21 protein-coding genes are annotated in these 17,485 nt (G+C 66.7%); 11 read left to right on the top strand and 10 right to left on the bottom strand.

Annotation, left to right across the window (positions count from 1 at the left end):
- The first annotated feature begins 119 nt into the window (after positions 1–119).
- The 3 genes from AC4LGL_RS22255 to AC4LGL_RS22245 are packed head-to-tail and all read left to right on the top strand — an operon-like array spanning position 120 to position 1,477.
- Complete coding sequence (locus tag AC4LGL_RS22255; RefSeq protein WP_491840654.1) at positions 120–623, top strand: MTB12 family secreted protein; 504 nt, start codon at positions 120–122, stop codon at positions 621–623.
- 8 nt (positions 624–631) lie between these two features.
- Positions 632–1,180, top strand: a complete 549-nt coding sequence (gene lppK / locus AC4LGL_RS22250) for a lipoprotein LppK (RefSeq protein ID WP_491840653.1) — start codon at positions 632–634, stop codon at positions 1,178–1,180.
- A 3-nt stretch (positions 1,181–1,183) separates the two neighbouring features.
- Positions 1,184–1,477, top strand: coding sequence for a DUF503 domain-containing protein (locus AC4LGL_RS22245; RefSeq protein ID WP_491840652.1), 294 nt, complete (start codon positions 1,184–1,186; stop codon positions 1,475–1,477).
- Positions 1,478–1,581: 104 nt separating this feature from the next.
- Here the strand turns inward: AC4LGL_RS22245 and AC4LGL_RS22240 are convergent, their stop codons facing one another.
- A complete protein-coding gene (locus AC4LGL_RS22240) occupies positions 1,582–2,466 on the bottom strand; it encodes a tRNA (adenine-N1)-methyltransferase (RefSeq protein ID WP_491840651.1) in 885 nt (294 codons plus the stop codon).
- Positions 2,467–2,551: 85 nt separating this feature from the next.
- Between AC4LGL_RS22240 and AC4LGL_RS22235 the strand changes: the two genes are divergently transcribed.
- Genes AC4LGL_RS22235 through AC4LGL_RS22225 form a run of 3 tightly spaced genes read left to right on the top strand, consistent with a single transcriptional unit; the run spans position 2,552 to position 4,688 of the window.
- Positions 2,552–3,379, top strand: coding sequence for a RecB family exonuclease (locus tag AC4LGL_RS22235; RefSeq protein ID WP_491840650.1), 828 nt, complete (start codon positions 2,552–2,554; stop codon positions 3,377–3,379).
- Entirely contained in the window at positions 3,376–4,173 is a 798-nt protein-coding gene (locus tag AC4LGL_RS22230) for a thioesterase family protein (protein WP_491840649.1), read from the top strand. Before AC4LGL_RS22235 ends, AC4LGL_RS22230 begins: the two co-directional genes overlap by 4 nt.
- Positions 4,170–4,688, top strand: coding sequence for a DinB family protein (locus AC4LGL_RS22225; protein WP_491840648.1), 519 nt, complete (start codon positions 4,170–4,172; stop codon positions 4,686–4,688). The genes AC4LGL_RS22230 and AC4LGL_RS22225 overlap by 4 nt, the downstream gene beginning before the upstream one ends.
- On the opposite strand, the gene AC4LGL_RS22220 is transcribed toward AC4LGL_RS22225, so the two are convergent.
- The gene (locus AC4LGL_RS22220; RefSeq protein WP_491840647.1) at positions 4,685–4,921 is read right to left on the bottom strand and encodes a hypothetical protein; all 237 of its coding nucleotides are present in this window, start codon (positions 4,919–4,921) and stop codon (positions 4,685–4,687) included. The genes AC4LGL_RS22225 and AC4LGL_RS22220 overlap by 4 nt on opposite strands.
- A gap of 120 nt (positions 4,922–5,041) precedes the next feature.
- On the bottom strand, positions 5,042–5,290 hold the full coding sequence (locus tag AC4LGL_RS22215; RefSeq protein WP_491840646.1) for a DUF3297 family protein: 249 nt from the start codon (positions 5,288–5,290) through the stop codon (positions 5,042–5,044).
- Positions 5,291–5,465: 175 nt separating this feature from the next.
- On the opposite strand from AC4LGL_RS22215, the gene AC4LGL_RS22210 reads away from it, so the two are divergent.
- The 3 genes from AC4LGL_RS22210 to AC4LGL_RS22200 are packed head-to-tail and all read left to right on the top strand — an operon-like array spanning position 5,466 to position 6,939.
- Entirely contained in the window at positions 5,466–5,783 is a 318-nt protein-coding gene (locus AC4LGL_RS22210) for an ArsR/SmtB family transcription factor (RefSeq protein WP_491840645.1), read from the top strand.
- Positions 5,780–6,283 (top strand): SRPBCC family protein, encoded by a 504-nt coding sequence (locus tag AC4LGL_RS22205; RefSeq protein WP_491840644.1) that lies wholly within the window; start codon positions 5,780–5,782, stop codon positions 6,281–6,283. The genes AC4LGL_RS22210 and AC4LGL_RS22205 overlap by 4 nt, the downstream gene beginning before the upstream one ends.
- A gap of 23 nt (positions 6,284–6,306) precedes the next feature.
- Entirely contained in the window at positions 6,307–6,939 is a 633-nt protein-coding gene (locus AC4LGL_RS22200) for a flavodoxin family protein (RefSeq protein WP_491840643.1), read from the top strand.
- On the opposite strand, the gene AC4LGL_RS22195 is transcribed toward AC4LGL_RS22200, so the two are convergent.
- The 4 genes from AC4LGL_RS22195 to AC4LGL_RS22180 form a co-directional block, all read right to left on the bottom strand.
- The gene (locus tag AC4LGL_RS22195; RefSeq protein ID WP_491840642.1) at positions 6,905–8,281 is read right to left on the bottom strand and encodes an FAD-containing oxidoreductase; all 1,377 of its coding nucleotides are present in this window, start codon (positions 8,279–8,281) and stop codon (positions 6,905–6,907) included. The two genes, AC4LGL_RS22200 and AC4LGL_RS22195, sit on opposite strands and share 35 nt — an antisense overlap.
- Positions 8,282–8,284: 3 nt before the next feature.
- Complete coding sequence (locus tag AC4LGL_RS22190; RefSeq protein ID WP_135360690.1) at positions 8,285–8,767, bottom strand: DUF4126 family protein; 483 nt, start codon at positions 8,765–8,767, stop codon at positions 8,285–8,287.
- Between the two features lie 89 nt (positions 8,768–8,856).
- A complete protein-coding gene (hisG, locus tag AC4LGL_RS22185; RefSeq protein WP_491840767.1) occupies positions 8,857–9,711 on the bottom strand; it encodes an ATP phosphoribosyltransferase in 855 nt (284 codons plus the stop codon).
- A 15-nt stretch (positions 9,712–9,726) separates the two neighbouring features.
- Positions 9,727–10,008, bottom strand: a complete 282-nt coding sequence (locus AC4LGL_RS22180; protein ID WP_491840641.1) for a phosphoribosyl-ATP diphosphatase — start codon at positions 10,006–10,008, stop codon at positions 9,727–9,729.
- Positions 10,009–10,045: 37 nt separating this feature from the next.
- Between AC4LGL_RS22180 and AC4LGL_RS22175 the strand changes: the two genes are divergently transcribed.
- On the top strand, positions 10,046–10,546 hold the full coding sequence (locus AC4LGL_RS22175) for a DUF7956 family protein (RefSeq protein WP_491840640.1): 501 nt from the start codon (positions 10,046–10,048) through the stop codon (positions 10,544–10,546).
- On the opposite strand, the gene AC4LGL_RS22170 is transcribed toward AC4LGL_RS22175, so the two are convergent.
- Both AC4LGL_RS22170 and AC4LGL_RS22165 read right to left on the bottom strand, forming a co-directional pair.
- Positions 10,543–12,018 carry a sugar porter family MFS transporter gene (locus tag AC4LGL_RS22170; protein WP_491840639.1) on the bottom strand — a complete coding sequence of 492 codons (1,476 nt, stop codon included), beginning with the start codon at positions 12,016–12,018 and terminating at the stop codon, positions 10,543–10,545. The two genes, AC4LGL_RS22175 and AC4LGL_RS22170, sit on opposite strands and share 4 nt — an antisense overlap.
- 98 nt (positions 12,019–12,116) lie before the next feature.
- Positions 12,117–12,800: an HAD family hydrolase gene (locus tag AC4LGL_RS22165; RefSeq protein ID WP_491840766.1), complete on the bottom strand. Its 684-nt coding sequence runs from the start codon at positions 12,798–12,800 to the stop codon at positions 12,117–12,119.
- Positions 12,801–12,845: 45 nt separating this feature from the next.
- Here AC4LGL_RS22165 and AC4LGL_RS22160 point away from each other — a divergent pair, with 45 nt between their 5' ends.
- A complete protein-coding gene (locus AC4LGL_RS22160) occupies positions 12,846–13,643 on the top strand; it encodes an SDR family oxidoreductase (RefSeq protein ID WP_491840638.1) in 798 nt (265 codons plus the stop codon).
- A 57-nt stretch (positions 13,644–13,700) separates the two neighbouring features.
- Here AC4LGL_RS22160 and metH read toward each other — a convergent pair whose 3' ends face one another.
- A complete protein-coding gene (metH, locus tag AC4LGL_RS22155) occupies positions 13,701–17,450 on the bottom strand; it encodes a methionine synthase (RefSeq protein WP_491840637.1) in 3,750 nt (1,249 codons plus the stop codon).
- Positions 17,451–17,485: the final 35 nt, after the last annotated feature.

Genomic DNA, 17,485 nt, shown 5'->3' with positions numbered 1-17,485 from the left:
TGGTGCAGTAACAACTTCAACGCTACCGGCGATTCAGCCATTGTGTGCGCTCTAGGAACGAGACACACCAGCACCACTGTTAGCCTCTTAGTTCAGTTGGTCCGATCGAAAGGACAATCGTGGCCTTGAAAACCCTCGTTACCGGCTTTATCACCGCAGCTGCTGCCGCCGCCGTGGTGGGCGGAGCAGCGGCGGGTGTGACTTCTATTGCATCCAGCGGCATGTCGGCCGCCCCGGCCATCCAGCCGGTGGTGTTCGACGCGCCCCTGCCGGCCACCCCGGCACCGGACCTGGCGTCGCCACTGGTGCAGACCCTGCAGGCGCTCGCCAGCGGCGGCTCGTTCAGCGGCAAGGCCCCCTACATCCAGGGCGGCATCGGCCGGATCGAGAGCATCGCCGCCGACCGCGCGTACAGCAAGGCCGCCGCTGAAGGAAAGTTCCCGCTGACCTTCGACATCGCCAACATCGATGACCAGGGCGGCGTGGCCTACGCCGACGTCACCGCCACCTCGGCGACCGGCGGCACCGCCACCCAGAACATCCAGTTCGTGGCGGGCCCGAGCCCGACCGGTTGGCAGATCTCCAAGGGGTCGGCCCTGAACCTGCTGTCCTCTGTCGGCTGAGTAGGTAGTTGAACCACAGCCGTATCGCAGTCCTGAGTGCCGCCACGATCGTGGCGGCACTTGGGCTCTGCGGGTGTAGTAGTGGCGAGCACCCGGCCAAGAGATCACACCCGACCACCAGCGCGGTGTCGACGACCATGCCGGCGGCACCGCCCTCGGCACCGCTGCCTGCCCCCGAGGCGCTGACCGGGGTGCTGGACCGGTTGGCCGACGTCAACGTCCCCGGAGCCGACAAGGTGGTCCTGGTGGAACAGGGCACCGCCGAGGACGCCGCGGCGCTGGACAAGTTCGGCCGTGCATTGGCCGACAACGGCTTCATGCCGCTGACCTTCGAGGCCACCGACCTGGCCTTCTCGCCGACCGAGCCGAAGAACGTGGTGGCAACCGTCAAGGCCACCGCGGGCGGCGAGCATTCGGACCGCACCTTCAGCTTCCCGATGGAATTCACCCCGCACGGCGACGGCTGGCAATTGACCAGACACACCGCCGACATGTTGCTGGTCATGGGTGCGGGTGCCGAGGCATCCACACCGCCCGCCCCGACACCGCCCCGCTGACTCATGTGGATCGGTTGGCTGGAGTTCGACCTGTTGCTCGGTGACGTGCATTCGCTCAAACAGAAGCGCTCGGTCATCCGACCGGTGATCGCCGAGCTTCAGCGCAAGCTCGCGGTGTCGGCGGCCGAAACCGGAACCCAGGATCTGCACCGCCGCGCCGGCATCGGCGTCGCTCTCGTCGCCGCCGACCGTCACCACGTGGTCGACGTGCTCGATGCCGCCGAGCGGATGGTGGCCGGCCGCCCCGAACTCGAGCTGCTCTCCACCCGGCGGGGCCTGCACCACAGCGAAGACTGACCCGTCAGCGCGCGGATCGCCAGGCGCGCCGTTTTCGACCTGAGGGCAGTGATTGCGGCCACGAAGCAACCGCTATGCAAAAAACGACGACGACCGATACGCCGTCAGGCGCCCGACTCAGATTCGAGGGCGGCGTCGACGGCGGCCTGGACAGCGAGTTGACGCTTCTTGCGCAGCGGGACCGGCGCCACCGCGCCCGGCGCCAATTTGCGCGCACTGACCAGAAACGCGGTGTGGCCGCGCATGTTGTGTTCCGGGCGCACCGCCAGACCCACCACGTGCCAGCCGCGCTGCATGCTCTCCCAGGCCCGCGGTTCGGTCCAGCACTGCTGTTCACGCAGCGCCTCCACGACCCGCGACAGCTGGGTGACGGTGGCGACGTAGATCATCAGCACGCCACCGGCGACCAGCGCCTTGGAGACGGCGGGCAGCACCTCCCAGGGCGCCAGCATGTCCAGCACCACGCGGTCTTGCTCCGGGCCGTCGTAGTCGGCGAGGTCGGCGATCACCAGGTCCCAGTTCTCCGGGCGCTCACCGAAGAACGTGATGACATTCTTCTCGGCGGTCGGCGCGTGATCGTCACGGATCTCGTACGACGTCACCCGGCCCTCGGGGCCGACGGCCCGCAGCAGCGAGCAGGTCAGCGCGCCGGATCCGGCACCGGCCTCCAACACCCGGGCGCCCGGGAAGATGTCACCCTCGTGGACGATCTGCGCGGCGTCCTTCGGATAGATCACCTGCGCACCGCGCGGCATCGACATCACGTAGTCGACCAGCAGCGGTCGCAGCACCAGGAACTGGTCGCCGTTGGTGGATTTGACCACGCTGCCTTCCGGCAGCCCGATCACGTTGTCGAAGGCGATGATGCCGCGATGGGTGTGGAACTCACCGCCGGGATTGAGCACCATCGTGTAGCGCCGGCCCTTGGCGTCGGTGAGTTGCACCCGGTCGCCAACGGCAAACGGTCCGGTCGGTCTCTTCCCTGCCACGGACGTCCAGCCTGCCAGTACCCGCACCGGGCCGGGTGCCCGGGGTTGTGCAAATTTGTCGGAGCCCGGTCCTAGGCTTACCGGTGTGAGTGAAGAACCGGCCCCGACGCCGCGCCGCCCGGCGCTGTCACCGTCGCGCGCCGGCGATTTCAAGCAGTGCCCGCTGCTCTACCGGTTTCGCGCCATCGACCGGCTCCCCGAGCCGCGGTCCACGGCGCAGCTGCGCGGGTCGCTGGTGCACGCCGCGTTGGAGCAGCTCTATGGGCTGCCCGCGGCCGAGCGGGTGCATGACACCGCGCTGACGCTGGTCGAGCCGGCGTGGGAGCAGGTCGTCGCTGCCGAGCCCGAGCTGGCCGACACCGAGTATCCGGACACGTTGCTCGCAGAGGCCAGGGCTCTGTTGTCGGGGTACTACCGCCTGGAAGATCCGACGCGGTTCGATCCGCAGTGCTGCGAGCACCGGCTCGAGGTCGAACTGGCCGACGGCACCCTGTTGCGCGGATTCGTCGACCGGATCGATGTCGCCCCCTCCGGCGAGTTGCGCGTCGTCGACTACAAGACCGGCAAGGCCCCGCCGGAGGCGCGGGCGCAGGCCGAGTTCAAGGCGATGTTCCAGATGAAGTTCTATGCCGTGGCGCTGCTGCGTTCGCGTGGAGTGATGCCGTCGCGGCTGCGGCTGCTGTATCTGGCCGACGGCCAGGTGCTCGACTACTCCCCCGCGCACGACGAGCTGTTGCGGTTCGAGCGCACGCTGATGGCGATCTGGAAGGCCATCCAGGCGGCCGGGGCCACGGGTGACTTCCGGCCCAACCCGTCGCGGTTGTGCTCGTGGTGTGCGCATCAGAGTTTGTGTCCGGCGTTCGGCGGCACCCCGCCGCCGTATCCCGGGTGGCCAGAATCAGGAGCTGCATGATCGGGTGTCACTACCATCGGCTCGGTACCGATGGTGAGTACCAGCTGTTCGAATCCACCGCTGACACGCGGAGCAACTGGGATCCGGCCATTCAGCACGGCTCACCGCCGCTGGCACTGCTGACCAAGGTGATCGAGGAGCTGACCGCGGGCTCGGGCCTGCGGGTGGGACGGTTGACCCTGGACATCCTCGGCGCCATTCCCGTTGCGCCGGTGCGGGTCCGGGCCTGGGTGGACCGGCCCGGGTCACGGATCTCGATGGTCGCCTCGGAGATGGAGGCGGCTCGTCCCGACGGCACGTGGCGCGCGGTGGCGCGGGTGACGGCGTGGCTGCTGGCTCCCAGCGACACCAGTGACGTGGCCACCGACCGCTTTGCCCCGTTGGTGGAAGGCGAGGCCGCCGACGTCGCGCACAACTGGGAAGGGGCACCGGGCTATCTGGAAAGTGTGTCCTGGCGGCGGCAGCGCACCGCCGAGGGCGAGGCCGCCGCGGCATGGATGAGTCCGTTGACACCCGTGGTCGACGACGAGGAGACGACGGCCTTGCAGCGCCTGGCGCTCGTGGTGGATTCCGCCAACGGTATTGGCGCAGCGTTGGATCCGGAGAAGTTCATCTTCATGAACACCGACACCGCGGTGCATCTGCACCGGCTTCCAGAAGGCTCGGACTTCGCGGTGCGGGCCCGCGGTTCCATCGGACCGGACGGTGTCGGTGCGACGACGGCGGAAATCTTTGACCGCAAAGGGTTCATCGGAACCTCGGCGCAGACACTGCTGGTGATGCGGACACCGTGATCACCGAGCTGCGCCGTCAGTTCGACCTGGCCTGGGCGCTGGCCGACCTGCACCTCTCCGCCCTGTCCGACGAGGATCACCTGTGGGAGCCCGGCCCTCTGGTGTGGACAGTGCACCAGGACTCAGCAGGTCGATGGTGGCCGGACTGGGCGGATACCGAGCCCGATCCGATTCCGGTTCCGACCATCGGCTGGCTCACGTGGCACATGATCTTCTGGTGGTCGACCGCCCTGGACCACGTCGACGGCAGGTCCCCAACGCCGCGTACCGAGATCGACTGGCCCGGCCCTGAGGCCGCGGTGCAGCGGATCAGGGTGCTCAGTGCCCGCTGGAGCGGCCTGCTGGATTCGCTGACCGACACGGATCTCCTTGTCCCCGCGACGTTTCCGTGGGGGCCGGACTCCGGCCGGTCACTGGCCGACATGGTGCTGTGGTTGAACGTCGAGCTGACGAAGAACGCCGCCGAGATCGGGCAACTGCGGATGCTACGGGCCGCTGCCCGATCCTGCGGCTAATCGTCCTCGCCCTGGTCGTCGCCGTGCCAGCCGCCGCGCCACCGCGGACCGTCATACCAGCCGTTGTACCAGCCGGGGACGTCGACGCAGGCCTGCGCGTAGCCGTAGGGACCGTTCACGCACAGCCCCGGATCGGCCGAAGCCGGCCCGGCCCCGGCGACTGCGGTGCCGATCGGTACCGCAACCGAACCTAGTCCGGCGGCAATAATTCCGAGTTTCTTCAATCGGTTCATGTCGCACCTCCGGCCATCGCCTCAAGAGAGCACCCCGACCCTGCCCACTGTAGTCCGACGAGGCATGGCCGCAAGGCTTGCTTCAGGCCCCCGAAGCCCAAGGGCGTCCGCTATTTGGGCTCAGCGGAAATAAGGTTCAACCGTGCCACTGAGCTTGACGACCATAGGATTTCCGCGGCGATCCTTCGCGGTAGGCACTTCAACACGCACCCAACCCTCGGCCACGTCGTATTCGTGAACATTGGTTCTCTCGACGCCGTTGAACCGAATACCCACGTCGCGGAGGAGCACCTGTTCGTCGTAGAAGGCGCTCCGCGGGTCGATGGAGAGGTGATTCGGTGGAACGTCTGCGTTCTGATCCTCGGACATGATGGCCTTCGTTGAATGCTGCGTTAGATGCTCGGATTGATCCTCAAAGAATCTACGCGACCCTGCTGTAGCGGGTTGCGCTCAGGTCTCGGCGGGCCGACTCGCGGAGGCGTCGCTGAGATTGCGGGGCTTGTATTCTCTTGTATCTATATAGATGTAGTGCAATACTCGGCGCATGGACGTGTTCGAGGCAGTCGCCGAACCCAGTCGCCGCGTATTGCTCGACGCCCTCGTCGAGGGTGAACGCACCGCGGGCGAGCTGGTGGCCACCCTCCCGGAGCTGACCCAACCCACCGTGTCACGGCACCTTCGAGTGCTGCGGGAGGTCGGCCTGGTCGAGGTACGGCCCGACGCGCAGCGCCGCATCTACGCGCTGCGTCCCGACGGGCTGGTGCAGATCGACGAGTGGATCGAGCGGTATCGCCGCTACTGGTCCGATCATCTCGACGCCCTGGAGCGTCACCTCAAAGCGACCCACAAGGAGACGAAATGACCAGCCGTGAAGGAAAACTCACCGTCGACGGCGATCGGGCCGCACTGAATTTCGAGCGGCGCCTCCCCTATCCCGTCGACGCGGTGTGGGCCGCGATCACCGATCCCGCGCAGCGCAATCAATGGATGGGCGAAACGACGATCGACGCCCGTGAAGGCGGCACGATCGAGATGATCCCCCATGCACCTCCGATTCCGCCGCAGCAGAAGAAGATGACCGGGCGGATCCGGGTATGGGACCCGCCAAGGGTTTTCGAGCACGAATGGAGCCAGGCGGTGCTGTCCGCTCCCGAGCCCGGTGTCGTGCGCTACGAACTGACCCCCGACGGCGACGGCACCCTGCTGCGGTTCAGCCACCGCGGCCTGACGGTCTCGGACGGCCAGGGCTTCCACCCGGGCACTCACGCCTATCTGGACCGGCTCGAGGCGCATCTCGGCGGACAGCCATTGCCCGACTGGGCCCGGCGCTATCAGGACGTCGCCAAGAAGCTCGGCACCTAGTGGACCCGATAGAAGGAAACAACATGCCACACAATGGAACTGACATTGCCGCACCCACGATCGCCGTGGTCTACCACTCCGGATTCGGCCACACGTCAACCCTGGCCGATGCTGTCGCGGCGGGCGCTCGTGACGGCGGCGCCGACGTCACCGTCATCCACGTCGACACCATGTCCGACGAGCATTGGGACCTGCTGGACAACATCGACGCCATGATCTTCGGCTGCCCCACCTACATGGGCAACGTCTCGGCAGGATTTCAGACATTCGCCGAGAAAACCGGCCGGCGGTGCATGGACGGCACTTGGCGAGACAAGGTGGCCGCCGGCTTCACGAACTCCGGAGGCAAGAGCGGCGACAAGCTCAACACACTCAGTTCATTGGTGGTCTTCGCCGCCCAACACCACATGCATTGGGTCAACCTGGGTTTGAGCACCGGCTGGAACCACTCGTTCAGCAGCGAGGACGATCTCAACCGGCTCGGCTTCTTCCTGGGCGCCGGCGCTCAGACCAACGTGGACGCCAACCCCGACCAGGTGCATCCCTCCGATGTGCGCACCTGCCACCACCTCGGGCAGCGGGTCGCGCTGGTGACGCGCCAGCTCAACATCGGCCGCACGTTCAGTCCAGCGGCTTCAGCTCCTGCAGCATCGTAGGAACCAATTCGCTGACGGTGGGATGGATGTGCATGGTCCGCGATATCGCGGTGTAGGGCAGTTTCGCGGTCATGACGTCGAGAATGGAATGCACCACCTCGTCACCGCCGACCCCGAAGATGGCTGCCCCCAGAATCTCTTCGGTGTCGGCATCCACCACCACCTTCATGAAGCCCTGGGTTTCACCCTTCTCCACTGCGCGGCCGACCCGGGTCATCGGGCGCTTGCCCACCAACGCTTTTCGGCCCGATTGCCGCACCTGGTCGACGGTCATGCCGGCCCGGCCCAGCGGTGGATCGATGTAGAGCGCGTAGGTGGTGATGCGATCGCTCACCCGCCGCGGGTCGTCATCGAGCAGATTGGCGGCGACGATCTCGAAGTCGTTGTAGGACGTGTGGGTGAACGCGCCCTTGCCGTTGCAGTCCCCCATTGCCCAGATGTGCCCGGCCGTAGTGCGCAGCTGATCATCGACCACGACGTAGCCGCGACCGTCGAGCTCCACGCCGGCGTGCTCCAACCCGAGGTCGTCGGTGTTGGGTGTGCGCCCCACCGCGAGCAGCAGGTGTGTCCCGACGATCGGATCGGCGCCGTCGCGCGGGATCACCGCAAAACCACCGTCCTGCTTGCTGAACCGGATGTCGGTGGCGTTCAGCACCACACCGATGCCCTCGGCCCGCAGGACCTCGGCGATCGTGGCCGACACGTCCTCGTCCTCACGGGAGGTGAGCCGCGGCCCCTTCTCGATCACCGTCACCCGCGCACCGAACCGCCGGTACATCTGCGCGAATTCCAGAGCGATGTAACTGCCGCCCACGATCACGAGGTGCTCGGGCAGAACGTCCAGGTCCAGGATGCCGACATTGGTCAGGTAGTCGATGCCGTCCAAGCCGGGAAAATCCGGGACCACCGCGCGGCCACCGACATTGAGGAAGATCCGCTCGGCCCGCAGCAGTTCACCGTCGACGTCGACGGTGTGCGGGTCCACGAAACGGGCATGTCCGCGGATCAGCTCCGCACCGTCCATGCCCTGCAGCCAGTCCTCGACCCCGTGCCGGTCGGACAGCATGATCGCATCCTTGCGGGCCTTGACCTTGCCCATGTCGACGGCGACTTCGCCTGTGCCGATGCCGAAATCAGCTCCGCGACGTGCCAGGTGGGCGGCGTGCGCGCTGGCCACGAGGGTCTTGGTGGGGATGCAGCCGTAGTTGACACACGTACCGCCGACCAGCTTGCGTTCGATCACCGCGACGGTCTGGCCCGCGGCGGTCAGCCGGCCCGCCAGCGGCGGCCCGGCCTGACCCGCGCCGATGACGATCGCGTCGAAACTCCGCGCGGGCGCCACGCGCTAGACGATCGCGGTCAGGGCGGCGATCGCGAAACCGCCGAGCACGGCGACCGCATCCTCGACGAGAGCGACCGGCAGATCATGCCCATCGTTGCGGGCGACCAGGCGGCTGCGTGCCTCGTATCCGCCCAAGGTTCCCAGCACCGCGCCGACGAGACCCGCGCCCAGACCACCGAAGGTGTACCCCCACGCCGTACCGATCACCGCACCGGCGAAGGCGCCGGTGAGCAGGCGAGCGACGAACTGCACCGGCGTCTTACGACTCGGCGTGCGCGGAAGCTGGTCGGTAACCAACTCCACCACAGCGAGAACGGTCAACACGGTGACCGTGACCGGGTGCGCCAACCACTGGGCCCAGGTGCCGTCGAGGTTGATCCAGCTCAGTGCAGCGGCCCAGGCCACCGCGGCCGGTGCGGTGAACGCCCGCAATCCGGCCACCACGCCGATGAGCAGAGCCAACAACAGAACCAGAAAATGCGTCACGGCAACCTCCGAGGCCTGGAATTGTCCCCCGGACGCTAACACGCAAGACGTCGCGGCACCCGCCGATCAGAGACGGCGGTGCGTGCCGATCAGAAGCGGCAGAACCGAATATCCGATGCGAGTATCGCTTTGGCACCGATCGCGGCGATCTCATCCATGATCGCGTTGACGTCGCGGCGCGGCACCAGAGCCCGCACGGCCACCCAATCCGGATCCGCCAGCGGCGCGATGGTCGGTGACTCCAGCCCCGGCGTCACCGCGGTGGCCTGTTCCAAAACCGCACGCGGGCAGTCGTAATCCAACATCAGGTACTGCTGGCCGAACACCACGCCCTGCACGCGTGCCGTCAGCTGATCGCGCGCCGAGGCATTGTCGTCACCGTCGGCCCCGTCACGTTCGATCAGGACGGCCTCCGACTCGCACAGCGGCGCACCGAAGGCCACCAGATCGTGCAGGCCCAGGGTGCGGCCCGAACCCACCACGTCGGCGATCACGTCGGCGACCCCCAGCTGGATCGAGATCTCCACGGCACCGTCCAACCGGATGACCGAGGCCTCGATGCCCTGCGCGGCAAGGTCCTTGCGAACCAGATTCGGAAATGAGGTGGCGATCCGCTTGCCCGCCAGGTCCTTCGAGCTCCACTCCCGGCCGGCGGGTCCGGCGTAACGGAAGGTGGAGTTGCCGAAGCCGAGCGACAGTCGCTCACGCACCGGGGCATCGGAGTCGGCAGCCAGGTCACGTCCGGTGATGCCCAGATCGAGCTGACCCGAACCCACGTAGATCGCGATGTCCTTGGGACGAAGAAAGAAGAACTCGACGTTGTTGACCGGGTCGACGACGGTCAGGTCCTTGGGGTCGCGCCGGCGACGGTATCCGGCCTCGGCGAGGATCTCGCCGGCTGCCTCGCTGAGTGAGCCCTTGTTGGGCACCGCGACGCGCAACATCTGATCGGCCACGGCTCACAACTTCCGGTAGACGTCGTCGAGGGTCAGGCCCCGGGAGAGCAACAGCACCTGGGTCCAGTACAGCAACTGGCTGACCTCTTCGGCGAGCGACTCGTCGCTCTCGTGCTCGGCGGCCAGCCACACCTCGCCGGCCTCTTCCAGGATCTTCTTGCCGAGCCCATGGATGCCGGCGTCAAGGGCAGCGACCGTGCCGCTACCGGCAGGTCTGGTGCGCGCTTTGTCGCTGAGTTCGGCAAACAGGGCCTCGAAGGTCTTCACAGGCATGAATTGTTTCATGCTCGGAGGGGGTCCATTTGTGGGGTTCCATAGAAGGGTGAGCGAATCTGTCGGCGACGCGCTGCCGACCTACACCGCCCGGGTCTCGGCAATCCGCACGATCCTGGCCAAACACCTGCCCGTTGCGGACCTGGTCCAGAACAATCGCCGCGCCAACCCCATCCCGCCGCTCGATTGCCTGTCGGCTTCCTGGGGCTCTGACCCGACCTCGCCCGCAACCCTGACGCTGTCGATGCATCCCGTGCCGGACTTCGCCGCCGAGGTCGAGGAACTGCGCTACGGCGCGGATCCCGCCCAGGGAGCCTACGCGGCACACCGCGCCGATCCCGCCGAGTTCGCTCTGGTGCAACCACACTTGTCCAGCGTCTGGGTGGTCGTCGGGCACTGCGAGGTCCATCTGGCCCACCAGGGTTGCTCGCCCGAGAAGCTGGTCGAGGCAGCTGTCGAGATCGCCCGCAGCGTGGGCTGGTCGCCGTATGCCGACGATTTCGAGCCACCTCTGCTGCCGCCGGACCGGGACCCGCCGGTTGACCGCTAGGCGCTCAACGCATTGGCGTGCATGTCTTCGAGGTTCTTGCCCTTGGTCTCCTCGACCCAGCGCCACACGAACACGAACGACAACACCGCACAGATGGCATAGAAGCCGTACGCCACGCCAAGGACGTTGCGCAGTTCCGGGAACGACACAGTGATCAGCCAGTTCGCTGCCCACTGCCCGGCGGCGGCCAGGCCGAGCGCGGCCGCCCGGATACGGTTGGGGAACATCTCGCCGAGCAGCACCCACACCACCGGGCCCCAGGACATGCCGAAGGCCACCACGAACAGGTTCGCCGCGACCAGGGCGATCGGCCCGGTGATGCCGCCGAGATACGGTTGCAGCTCCATCAGACCGGTCGACTTGTTGAGCACCTCATGTGTCTGGGCAGTCCCGAAGATGACCGCCATCGTGCCCAGTGTCACCGCCATCCCCACCGAACCGATCAACAGCAGCGGCTTGCGGCCGATCTTGTCGATCAATGCGATCGCGATCAGCGTGGTGACGATGTTGGTCACCGAGGTGATCACCGTGATGATGAACGACGAGCTCTCGTCGAATCCGACGGCCTGCCACAACACATTCGAGTAGTAGAAGATCACGTTGATGCCGACGAACTGCTGGAACACCGACAGCCCCAGGCCCACCCACACGATGCCGTAGACACCGCCTGCCGGCTTACGCAGGTCGCGCCATGCCGCCGGCTTCTCCTGCTGAAGGGTGTCCTGGATCCGGCCCAGGGTGATCTCCAGGTTCTTCTCCCCCAGCAGCCGCGACAGCACCTTGCGCGCCTCGGGAATCCGGTGTGTGGCAACCAGATACCGCGGTGATTCGGGAATGGTGAAGGTCAGCAGGCCGTACACGACAGCGGGAACCGTCATCAACAGGAACATCCACCGCCAGGCCTCCAGGTTGAGCCAGAGTTCCTTGCCGGCTTCCCCGGCGATGTGGGCCAGCAGCGCGTCGATACTCAGGGCCAGGAAGATGCCGCACACGATCGCGAGCTGCTGCAGCGATCCCAACCGGCCGCGGATCCGCGGTGGCGAGGTCTCGGCGATGTAGGCCGGGGCAATCACCGAGGCGATCCCGACTCCGATACCGCCGACGACACGGAACAACACCACCACCCACACGCTGGGCGCCAGCCCGGTGCCGATCGCGCTGATGAAGAAGAGCACCGCGGCGATCTTCATCACCGCGATCCGGCCGATCCGGTCGGCTATCCGGCCCGCGGTGAGCGCACCTACAGCCGCACCGAGCAGCGCAGAGGCGACTGCGAATCCCAGGATCTTGTTGTCGATGTCGAAGTGCTTCTGGATGGCGTCGACCGCACCGTTGATGACCGCGCTGTCGTAGCCGAACAACAACCCACCCAGGGCAGCGACCGAGGCGATGCGCACCGCGCTGCGTCCGGATGAGTAATAGTCGTCGTCGTGGACCGCGGGAGTGCCGTCACCTGCCGGACCGTGTGCCATACCGTGTCCCCTCCGCACCATTGCGTGACCGATCACAATCACCTTGGCACAGCGGACCGGCAGCTAGGGCCATATCCGGCAGCTGAATTGGACGCGGGTCAGGCGCTGCGTGCGTCCGTGTCCGCCGCCAGCTCGGCATGGATCGTCCGCAGGTCCGAGACATCGAGCGCGCCGAGCGTCTCGGCGTGCCTGCGCCGCGTTCCCGCCGGCACCGCGACATCGTTTGGTATCACCAACACCGGGCAACCGGCGGCTTCGGCCGACGCCGTTCCGGTGACCGAGTCCTCCACGGCCAGACAGTGCTCCACAGGCACCCCGAGCAGGTGCGCCGCCCGCAGGTAGGGATCCGGCGCCGGCTTGGCCCGGTCCACTTCGTCACCGCAGACGCTCACCGTGAAGTAGTGGCTGCCAATACTTTTCAGGGCCCGCTCGGTGAGCCCGCGACGCGTGTTGGTCACCAGCGCCATCGGGACCCCGGCGGCGGTCAGACCGTCGAGCATCTCCTTGGCCCCGGGCCGCCACGGCAATCCCTGTTCGAACAGCTCACCGGTGTAGTCATGCAGCCAGTCCGCCGATTCGGCCATCGCGGCAGGATCGGGGTCAAGGCCGAGATCGTCGTAGACGATGCGCATGACAGTCTCGGCCGAGCCGCCGACGGTGGATTCCCGGACCTCGTCGGTCAGAACGCCGCCGTTGCGCGCGTACAGCGCGTGCATGGCGATGTCCCACAGCTTTTCGGAGTCGACGAGCGTGCCGTCCATATCCCAGAGCACCGCACGCATGGCAGCCATTCTCGCATTGTCGGACAGCGTCGATAGCGTGGGAGCATGACGGTATTGGTGACGGGAGCCACAGGAAACATCGGCAGGCGCGTCGTGGATCAGCTGATCACGTTGGGCGCCGGGGGCATCCGCGCTTTGACCACAAACCCGGCGAAGGCGGCACTGCCGGAATCTGTGACAGCAATCACCGGATACCTGGGAAAGCCGGAGACGCTGCCGGCCGCGTTGGAGGGCGTCGAGCGGGTGTATCTGGCGCCGTTCCCCGCCACCGTCGGACCCACGCTCGAGATGCTGGTGCAAGCGGGTGTGCAGTACATCGTGGCGCTGTCCGGCGGTGCACATTGGACGGAGCACGCCGAGGCCATCACCGGCTCAGGGCTGGCGCACACCCAGCTGGGGCCCGGCGAGTTCTGCGAGAACTTCGCGATGTGGGCTCCGCAGATCAAGACCGGCACTGTCCGCGACATCGCCCCCGATCACGTCGAATCGCCGGTGTCGATGGACGACATCGCCCGGGTGGCGGCGCACCTGCTGGTCGGGCTGCAGGACGCGCATCTGAGCGCGATGTACGAACTCACCGGCCCGGTCGCGTTGTCACGCGCCGACATTGCCCGCCAGATAGGTGCGGGCATCGGCTTGCCGGTCGACGCGCAGCAATGTAACCGCGCCGAGGCCGAAGCGCTGCTGCGCCCCGTCATGGGCGACGGTGCGCATTGGTACCTCGACCTCTTCGACGGCGAACTGGAGCCTCAGTCCGCCAACGACAACGTCGAGCTGTTGACCGGCACACCGGCCGAATCGATCGCGCAGTGGGCGGCCCGCAACCGGAGCCTGTTCACCTAGCCGCCTCGCGCTTGAGCCGGAACGAGAACCGTTCCGGCTCAAGCAGCTTCGGCTCGCTCAGTCCTCCGGGTTGTAGGCGAGGTTGGAGCTGAGCCAACGCTCGGCTTCCTGGAGGGTCCAACCTTTGCGCTTCGCGTAGTCGGCGACCTGATCCTGAGCCATCCGGCCGACCACGAAGTACTGCGACTGCGGGTGTGAGTAGTACCAGCCGCTGACGGCAGCACCGGGCCACATCGCCATCGACTCCGTCAGCTCGATACCGGTGCGCTCCTTGACGTTCATCAACTTCCAGAGCGTGACCTTCTCGGTGTGCTCCGGGCAGGCCGGGTAGCCGGGGGCCGGGCGGATCCCCACGTACTTCTCGCCGATGAGCGCCTCGTTGTCCAGGTGCTCGTCGGGCTGGTACCCCCAGAACTCCTCACGGACCCGCTGGTGCATCCGCTCGGCGAACGCCTCGGCCAACCGATCGGCCAGCGACTCCAGCAGGATCGCGCTGTAGTCGTCGAGGGCGGCCTTGAACTCCATGATCTTTTCCTGGCTGCCGAGCCCCGCGGTGACCGCGAAGGCCCCGACGTAGTCGGCCAGACCCGTGGACTTCGGTGCGATGAAGTCACCCAGCGACCGGTTCGGGATGCCGTCGCGGTGCTCGCCCTGCTGGCGCAGGTTGTGCAACGTGGTCAGCACGTCGGTACGGGTCTCATCGGTGTAGACCTCGATGTCGTCGCCGACCGCGTTCGCCGGGAAGAACCCGATCACCCCGTTGGCGCGCAGCCACTTCTCCTTGATCAGGGTGTCGAGCATCTCCTGGGCGTCGTCGTACAGCTTGCGGGCGGCCTCGCCCGACGCCGGGTTGTTGAGGATGTCGGGGAAGCGGCCCTTCATCTCCCAGGCGTTGAAGAACGGCTGCCAGTCGATGTACTCCCGCAGCTCGGCCAGGTCGTAATCGTGAAAATCGCGGACTCCCACACCCTGAGCCGGCACCGGCGGGGTGTACCCGTCCCACTCGATCGGCGTGCGGTTCGCGCGGGCCTTCTCCAGCGTCAGCATCGGCCGCTCGTTCTTCTGGGCGTGCCGTTCACGCAGAGACGCATAGTCGGCCTCGGTGGACTCCAGCAGTGCCGGGCGCTGCTTGTCGTCGAGCAACGCGGCGGCGACCGGCACCGAGCGGGAGGCGTCCTTGACCCAGACCACCGGCCCCTTGCGACGGGGCGATATCTTCACGGCCGTGTGGGCGCGCGAGGTCGTCGCCCCACCGATCAGCAGCGGGATCTCCAGGCCCTGGCGTTCCATCTCGACGGCGAAGTTGACCATCTCGTCCAGGGACGGGGTGATCAGGCCGGACAGCCCGATGATGTCGGCGTTGTGTTCGTTCGCCGCGTCCAGGATCTTCTGGGCAGGCACCATCACACCGAGATCGATCACCTCGAAGTTGTTGCACTGCAGCACGACCCCGACGATGTTCTTGCCGATGTCGTGGACGTCGCCCTTCACCGTCGCCATCACGATGGTGCCGTTGGTGTCCTTGGAGTCGGCCGTCCCGTTCTGCGCCTTCTCCGCCTCGATGTAGGGCAGCAGGTACGCGACCGCCTTCTTCATCACCCGGGCCGACTTCACCACCTGGGGCAGGAACATCTTGCCCGCACCGAAGAGGTCGCCGACGACGTTCATGCCGTCCATCAGCGGGCCCTCGATCACCTCGATCGGGCGGCCGCCGGCGGCGGCGATCTCGGCCCGCAATTCCTCGGTGTCGGCGTCGACGTGGGCGTCGATGCCCTTGACGAGGGCGTGGGTGATCCGCTCCCGGACCGGGAGGCCGCGCCACTCGGCTGCGGCCGGATCCTCGGATTTCTCCGACTTGTTGAACCGTTCGGCGATCTCCAGGAGCCGCTCGGCCGCATCCTCGCGACGGTTCAGGACGACGTCCTCGATCCGGTCGCGTAGCTCGGGATCGATCGAGTCGTACGGCACCAGCGCACCGGCGTTGACGATGCCCATGTCCAGGCCTGCCCTGATGGCGTGGAACAGGAACACCGCGTGGATCGCCTCGCGGACGGGGTTGTTGCCCCGGAACGAGAACGACACGTTCGAGATACCGCCGGAGATGTGCACCCCGGGAAGGTTCTCCTTGATCCAGGCGCAGGCCTGGATGAAGTCGATCCCGTAGGTCGCGTGCTCCTCGATACCGGTCGCCAGCGCGAAGCAGTTCGGGTCGAAGATGATGTCCTCGGCCGGGAAGCCGACCTCTTCGGTCAGGATCCGGTAGGCGCGCCCGCAGATCTCCTTGCGGCGCTCCAAATTGTCGGCCTGCCCCTGCTCGTCGAAGGCCATCACCACGACGGCGGCGCCGTACTTGCGGCACAACCGCGCCTCGCGGATGAACTTCTCCTCGCCCTCCTTCATGGAGATCGAGTTGACGATCGGCTTGCCCTGCACGTTCTTCAGGCCGGTTTCGATGACCTCCCACTTGGAGGAGTCGATCATCACCGGAACGCGGCTGATGTCGGGCTCGGCCGCGATCAGCTTGGTGAACCGGTCCATCGCGGCGACGCCGTCGATCATGCCCTCGTCCATGTTGATGTCGATGACCTGCGCGCCGACCTCGACCTGCTGCAAAGCGACCGACAACGCGGTGTCGTAGTCCTCGGCCTTGATCAGGTTGCGGAACCGGGCGGAGCCCGTGATGTTGGTGCGCTCACCGATGTTGACGAACAGGGAGTCCTTGGTGATGTTGAGCGGCTCCAGGCCCGAGAGCCGGGTAGCGACCTCGATCTCCGGCACCTCACGCGGCGGCTTGCCGTCGACGACCTTGGCGATCTTGGCGATATGTGCCGGCGTCGTTCCGCAGCAACCACCGGCCAGGTTGATCAGGCCGGCCTCGGCGAACTCGGCGATGTAGGAGGCCTGACTCTCCGGCGACTCGTCGTACTCGGCGAACGCGTTGGGAAGGCCGGCGTTGGGGTAGCAGGAGACGAAGGTGTCCGCGATCCGCGACATCTCGGCGATGTAGGGCCTCATCTCCGGCGCGCCGAGGGCGCAGTTCAGCCCCACCGCGATCGGGTTGGCGTGCCGGATCGAGTTCCAGAACGCCTCGGTCACCTGGCCGGACAGTGTGCGCCCGGACGCATCGGTGATGGTGCCCGAGATGATCACGGGCCAGCGGCGTCCGCGGTCCTCGAACAGCGTCTCGAGGGCGAACACCGCGGCCTTGGCGTTCAGCGTGTCGAAGATCGTCTCGATGATGATGAGGTCCGCGCCGCCGTCGATCAGCCCGTTGGCGGCTTCGAGATACGCGGCAGCCAGCTGGTCGTAGGAGACGTTGCGGGCTCCGGGATCGTTGACGTCCGGCGAGATCGACGCGGTCCGCGTCGTCGGGCCCAGCGCCCCGGCCACGTAGCGCGGCTTGTCCGGGGTGCTGAACTCGTCGCAGGCCGCCCGGGCCAGGGCAGCGCCGGCGTAGTTCAGCTCGTAGCTCAGGTCCGCCATGTCGTAGTCGGAGAGCGAGACCGCGTTCGCGTTGAACGTGTTGGTCTCCAGGATGTCGGCGCCCGCCTCCAGGTACTCCCGGTGGATCGCCTCGATGATCTGCGGCTGCGTCAGGTTGAGCAGGTCGTTGTTGCCCTGGAGATCGCTGGGCCAGTCCTTGAACCGCTCGCCCCGGTAGCCGGCTTCGTCCGGCCGGTCGCGCTGGATCGCCGTGCCCATCGCGCCGTCGATCACCATGATCCGCCGACGCAGGGTGTCCGTCAGTGCCTCGGTGCAGTCAGGGCGGATATTGGGCTCAAGCTTGTTCGGCTCGGGGGCGTTCACAGTGCACTCCTTCCATAACGGAAGGCGTCCTTGAC

Source organism: Mycolicibacterium arcueilense (genome assembly GCF_058536225.1).
Note: the sequence above shows the minus strand (reverse complement) of the source record. Positions and strands in the feature narration are given on the sequence as shown.

What these genes read in the sequence shown, in the direction of transcription:
- AC4LGL_RS22180 (WP_491840641.1), bottom strand. Translation starts at nt 10,008, where the DNA reads ATGAAACAATTCATGCCTGTGAAGACCTTCGAGGCCCTGTTTGCCGAA.
- hisG (WP_491840767.1), bottom strand. Translation starts at nt 9,711, where the DNA reads ATGTTGCGCGTCGCGGTGCCCAACAAGGGCTCACTCAGCGAGGCAGCC.
- AC4LGL_RS22215 (WP_491840646.1), bottom strand. Translation starts at nt 5,290, where the DNA reads ATGTCCGAGGATCAGAACGCAGACGTTCCACCGAATCACCTCTCCATC.
- AC4LGL_RS22165 (WP_491840766.1), bottom strand. Translation starts at nt 12,800, where the DNA reads ATGCGTGCGGTGCTCTGGGATATGGACGGCACGCTCGTCGACTCCGAA.
- AC4LGL_RS22245 (WP_491840652.1), top strand. Translation starts at nt 1,184, where the DNA reads ATGTGGATCGGTTGGCTGGAGTTCGACCTGTTGCTCGGTGACGTGCAT.
- AC4LGL_RS22230 (WP_491840649.1), top strand. Translation starts at nt 3,376, where the DNA reads ATGATCGGGTGTCACTACCATCGGCTCGGTACCGATGGTGAGTACCAG.
- AC4LGL_RS22160 (WP_491840638.1), top strand. Translation starts at nt 12,846, where the DNA reads ATGACGGTATTGGTGACGGGAGCCACAGGAAACATCGGCAGGCGCGTC.
- AC4LGL_RS22210 (WP_491840645.1), top strand. Translation starts at nt 5,466, where the DNA reads ATGGACGTGTTCGAGGCAGTCGCCGAACCCAGTCGCCGCGTATTGCTC.
- AC4LGL_RS22170 (WP_491840639.1), bottom strand. Translation starts at nt 12,018, where the DNA reads ATGGCACACGGTCCGGCAGGTGACGGCACTCCCGCGGTCCACGACGAC.
- AC4LGL_RS22200 (WP_491840643.1), top strand. Translation starts at nt 6,307, where the DNA reads ATGCCACACAATGGAACTGACATTGCCGCACCCACGATCGCCGTGGTC.
- AC4LGL_RS22205 (WP_491840644.1), top strand. Translation starts at nt 5,780, where the DNA reads ATGACCAGCCGTGAAGGAAAACTCACCGTCGACGGCGATCGGGCCGCA.
- AC4LGL_RS22220 (WP_491840647.1), bottom strand. Translation starts at nt 4,921, where the DNA reads ATGAACCGATTGAAGAAACTCGGAATTATTGCCGCCGGACTAGGTTCG.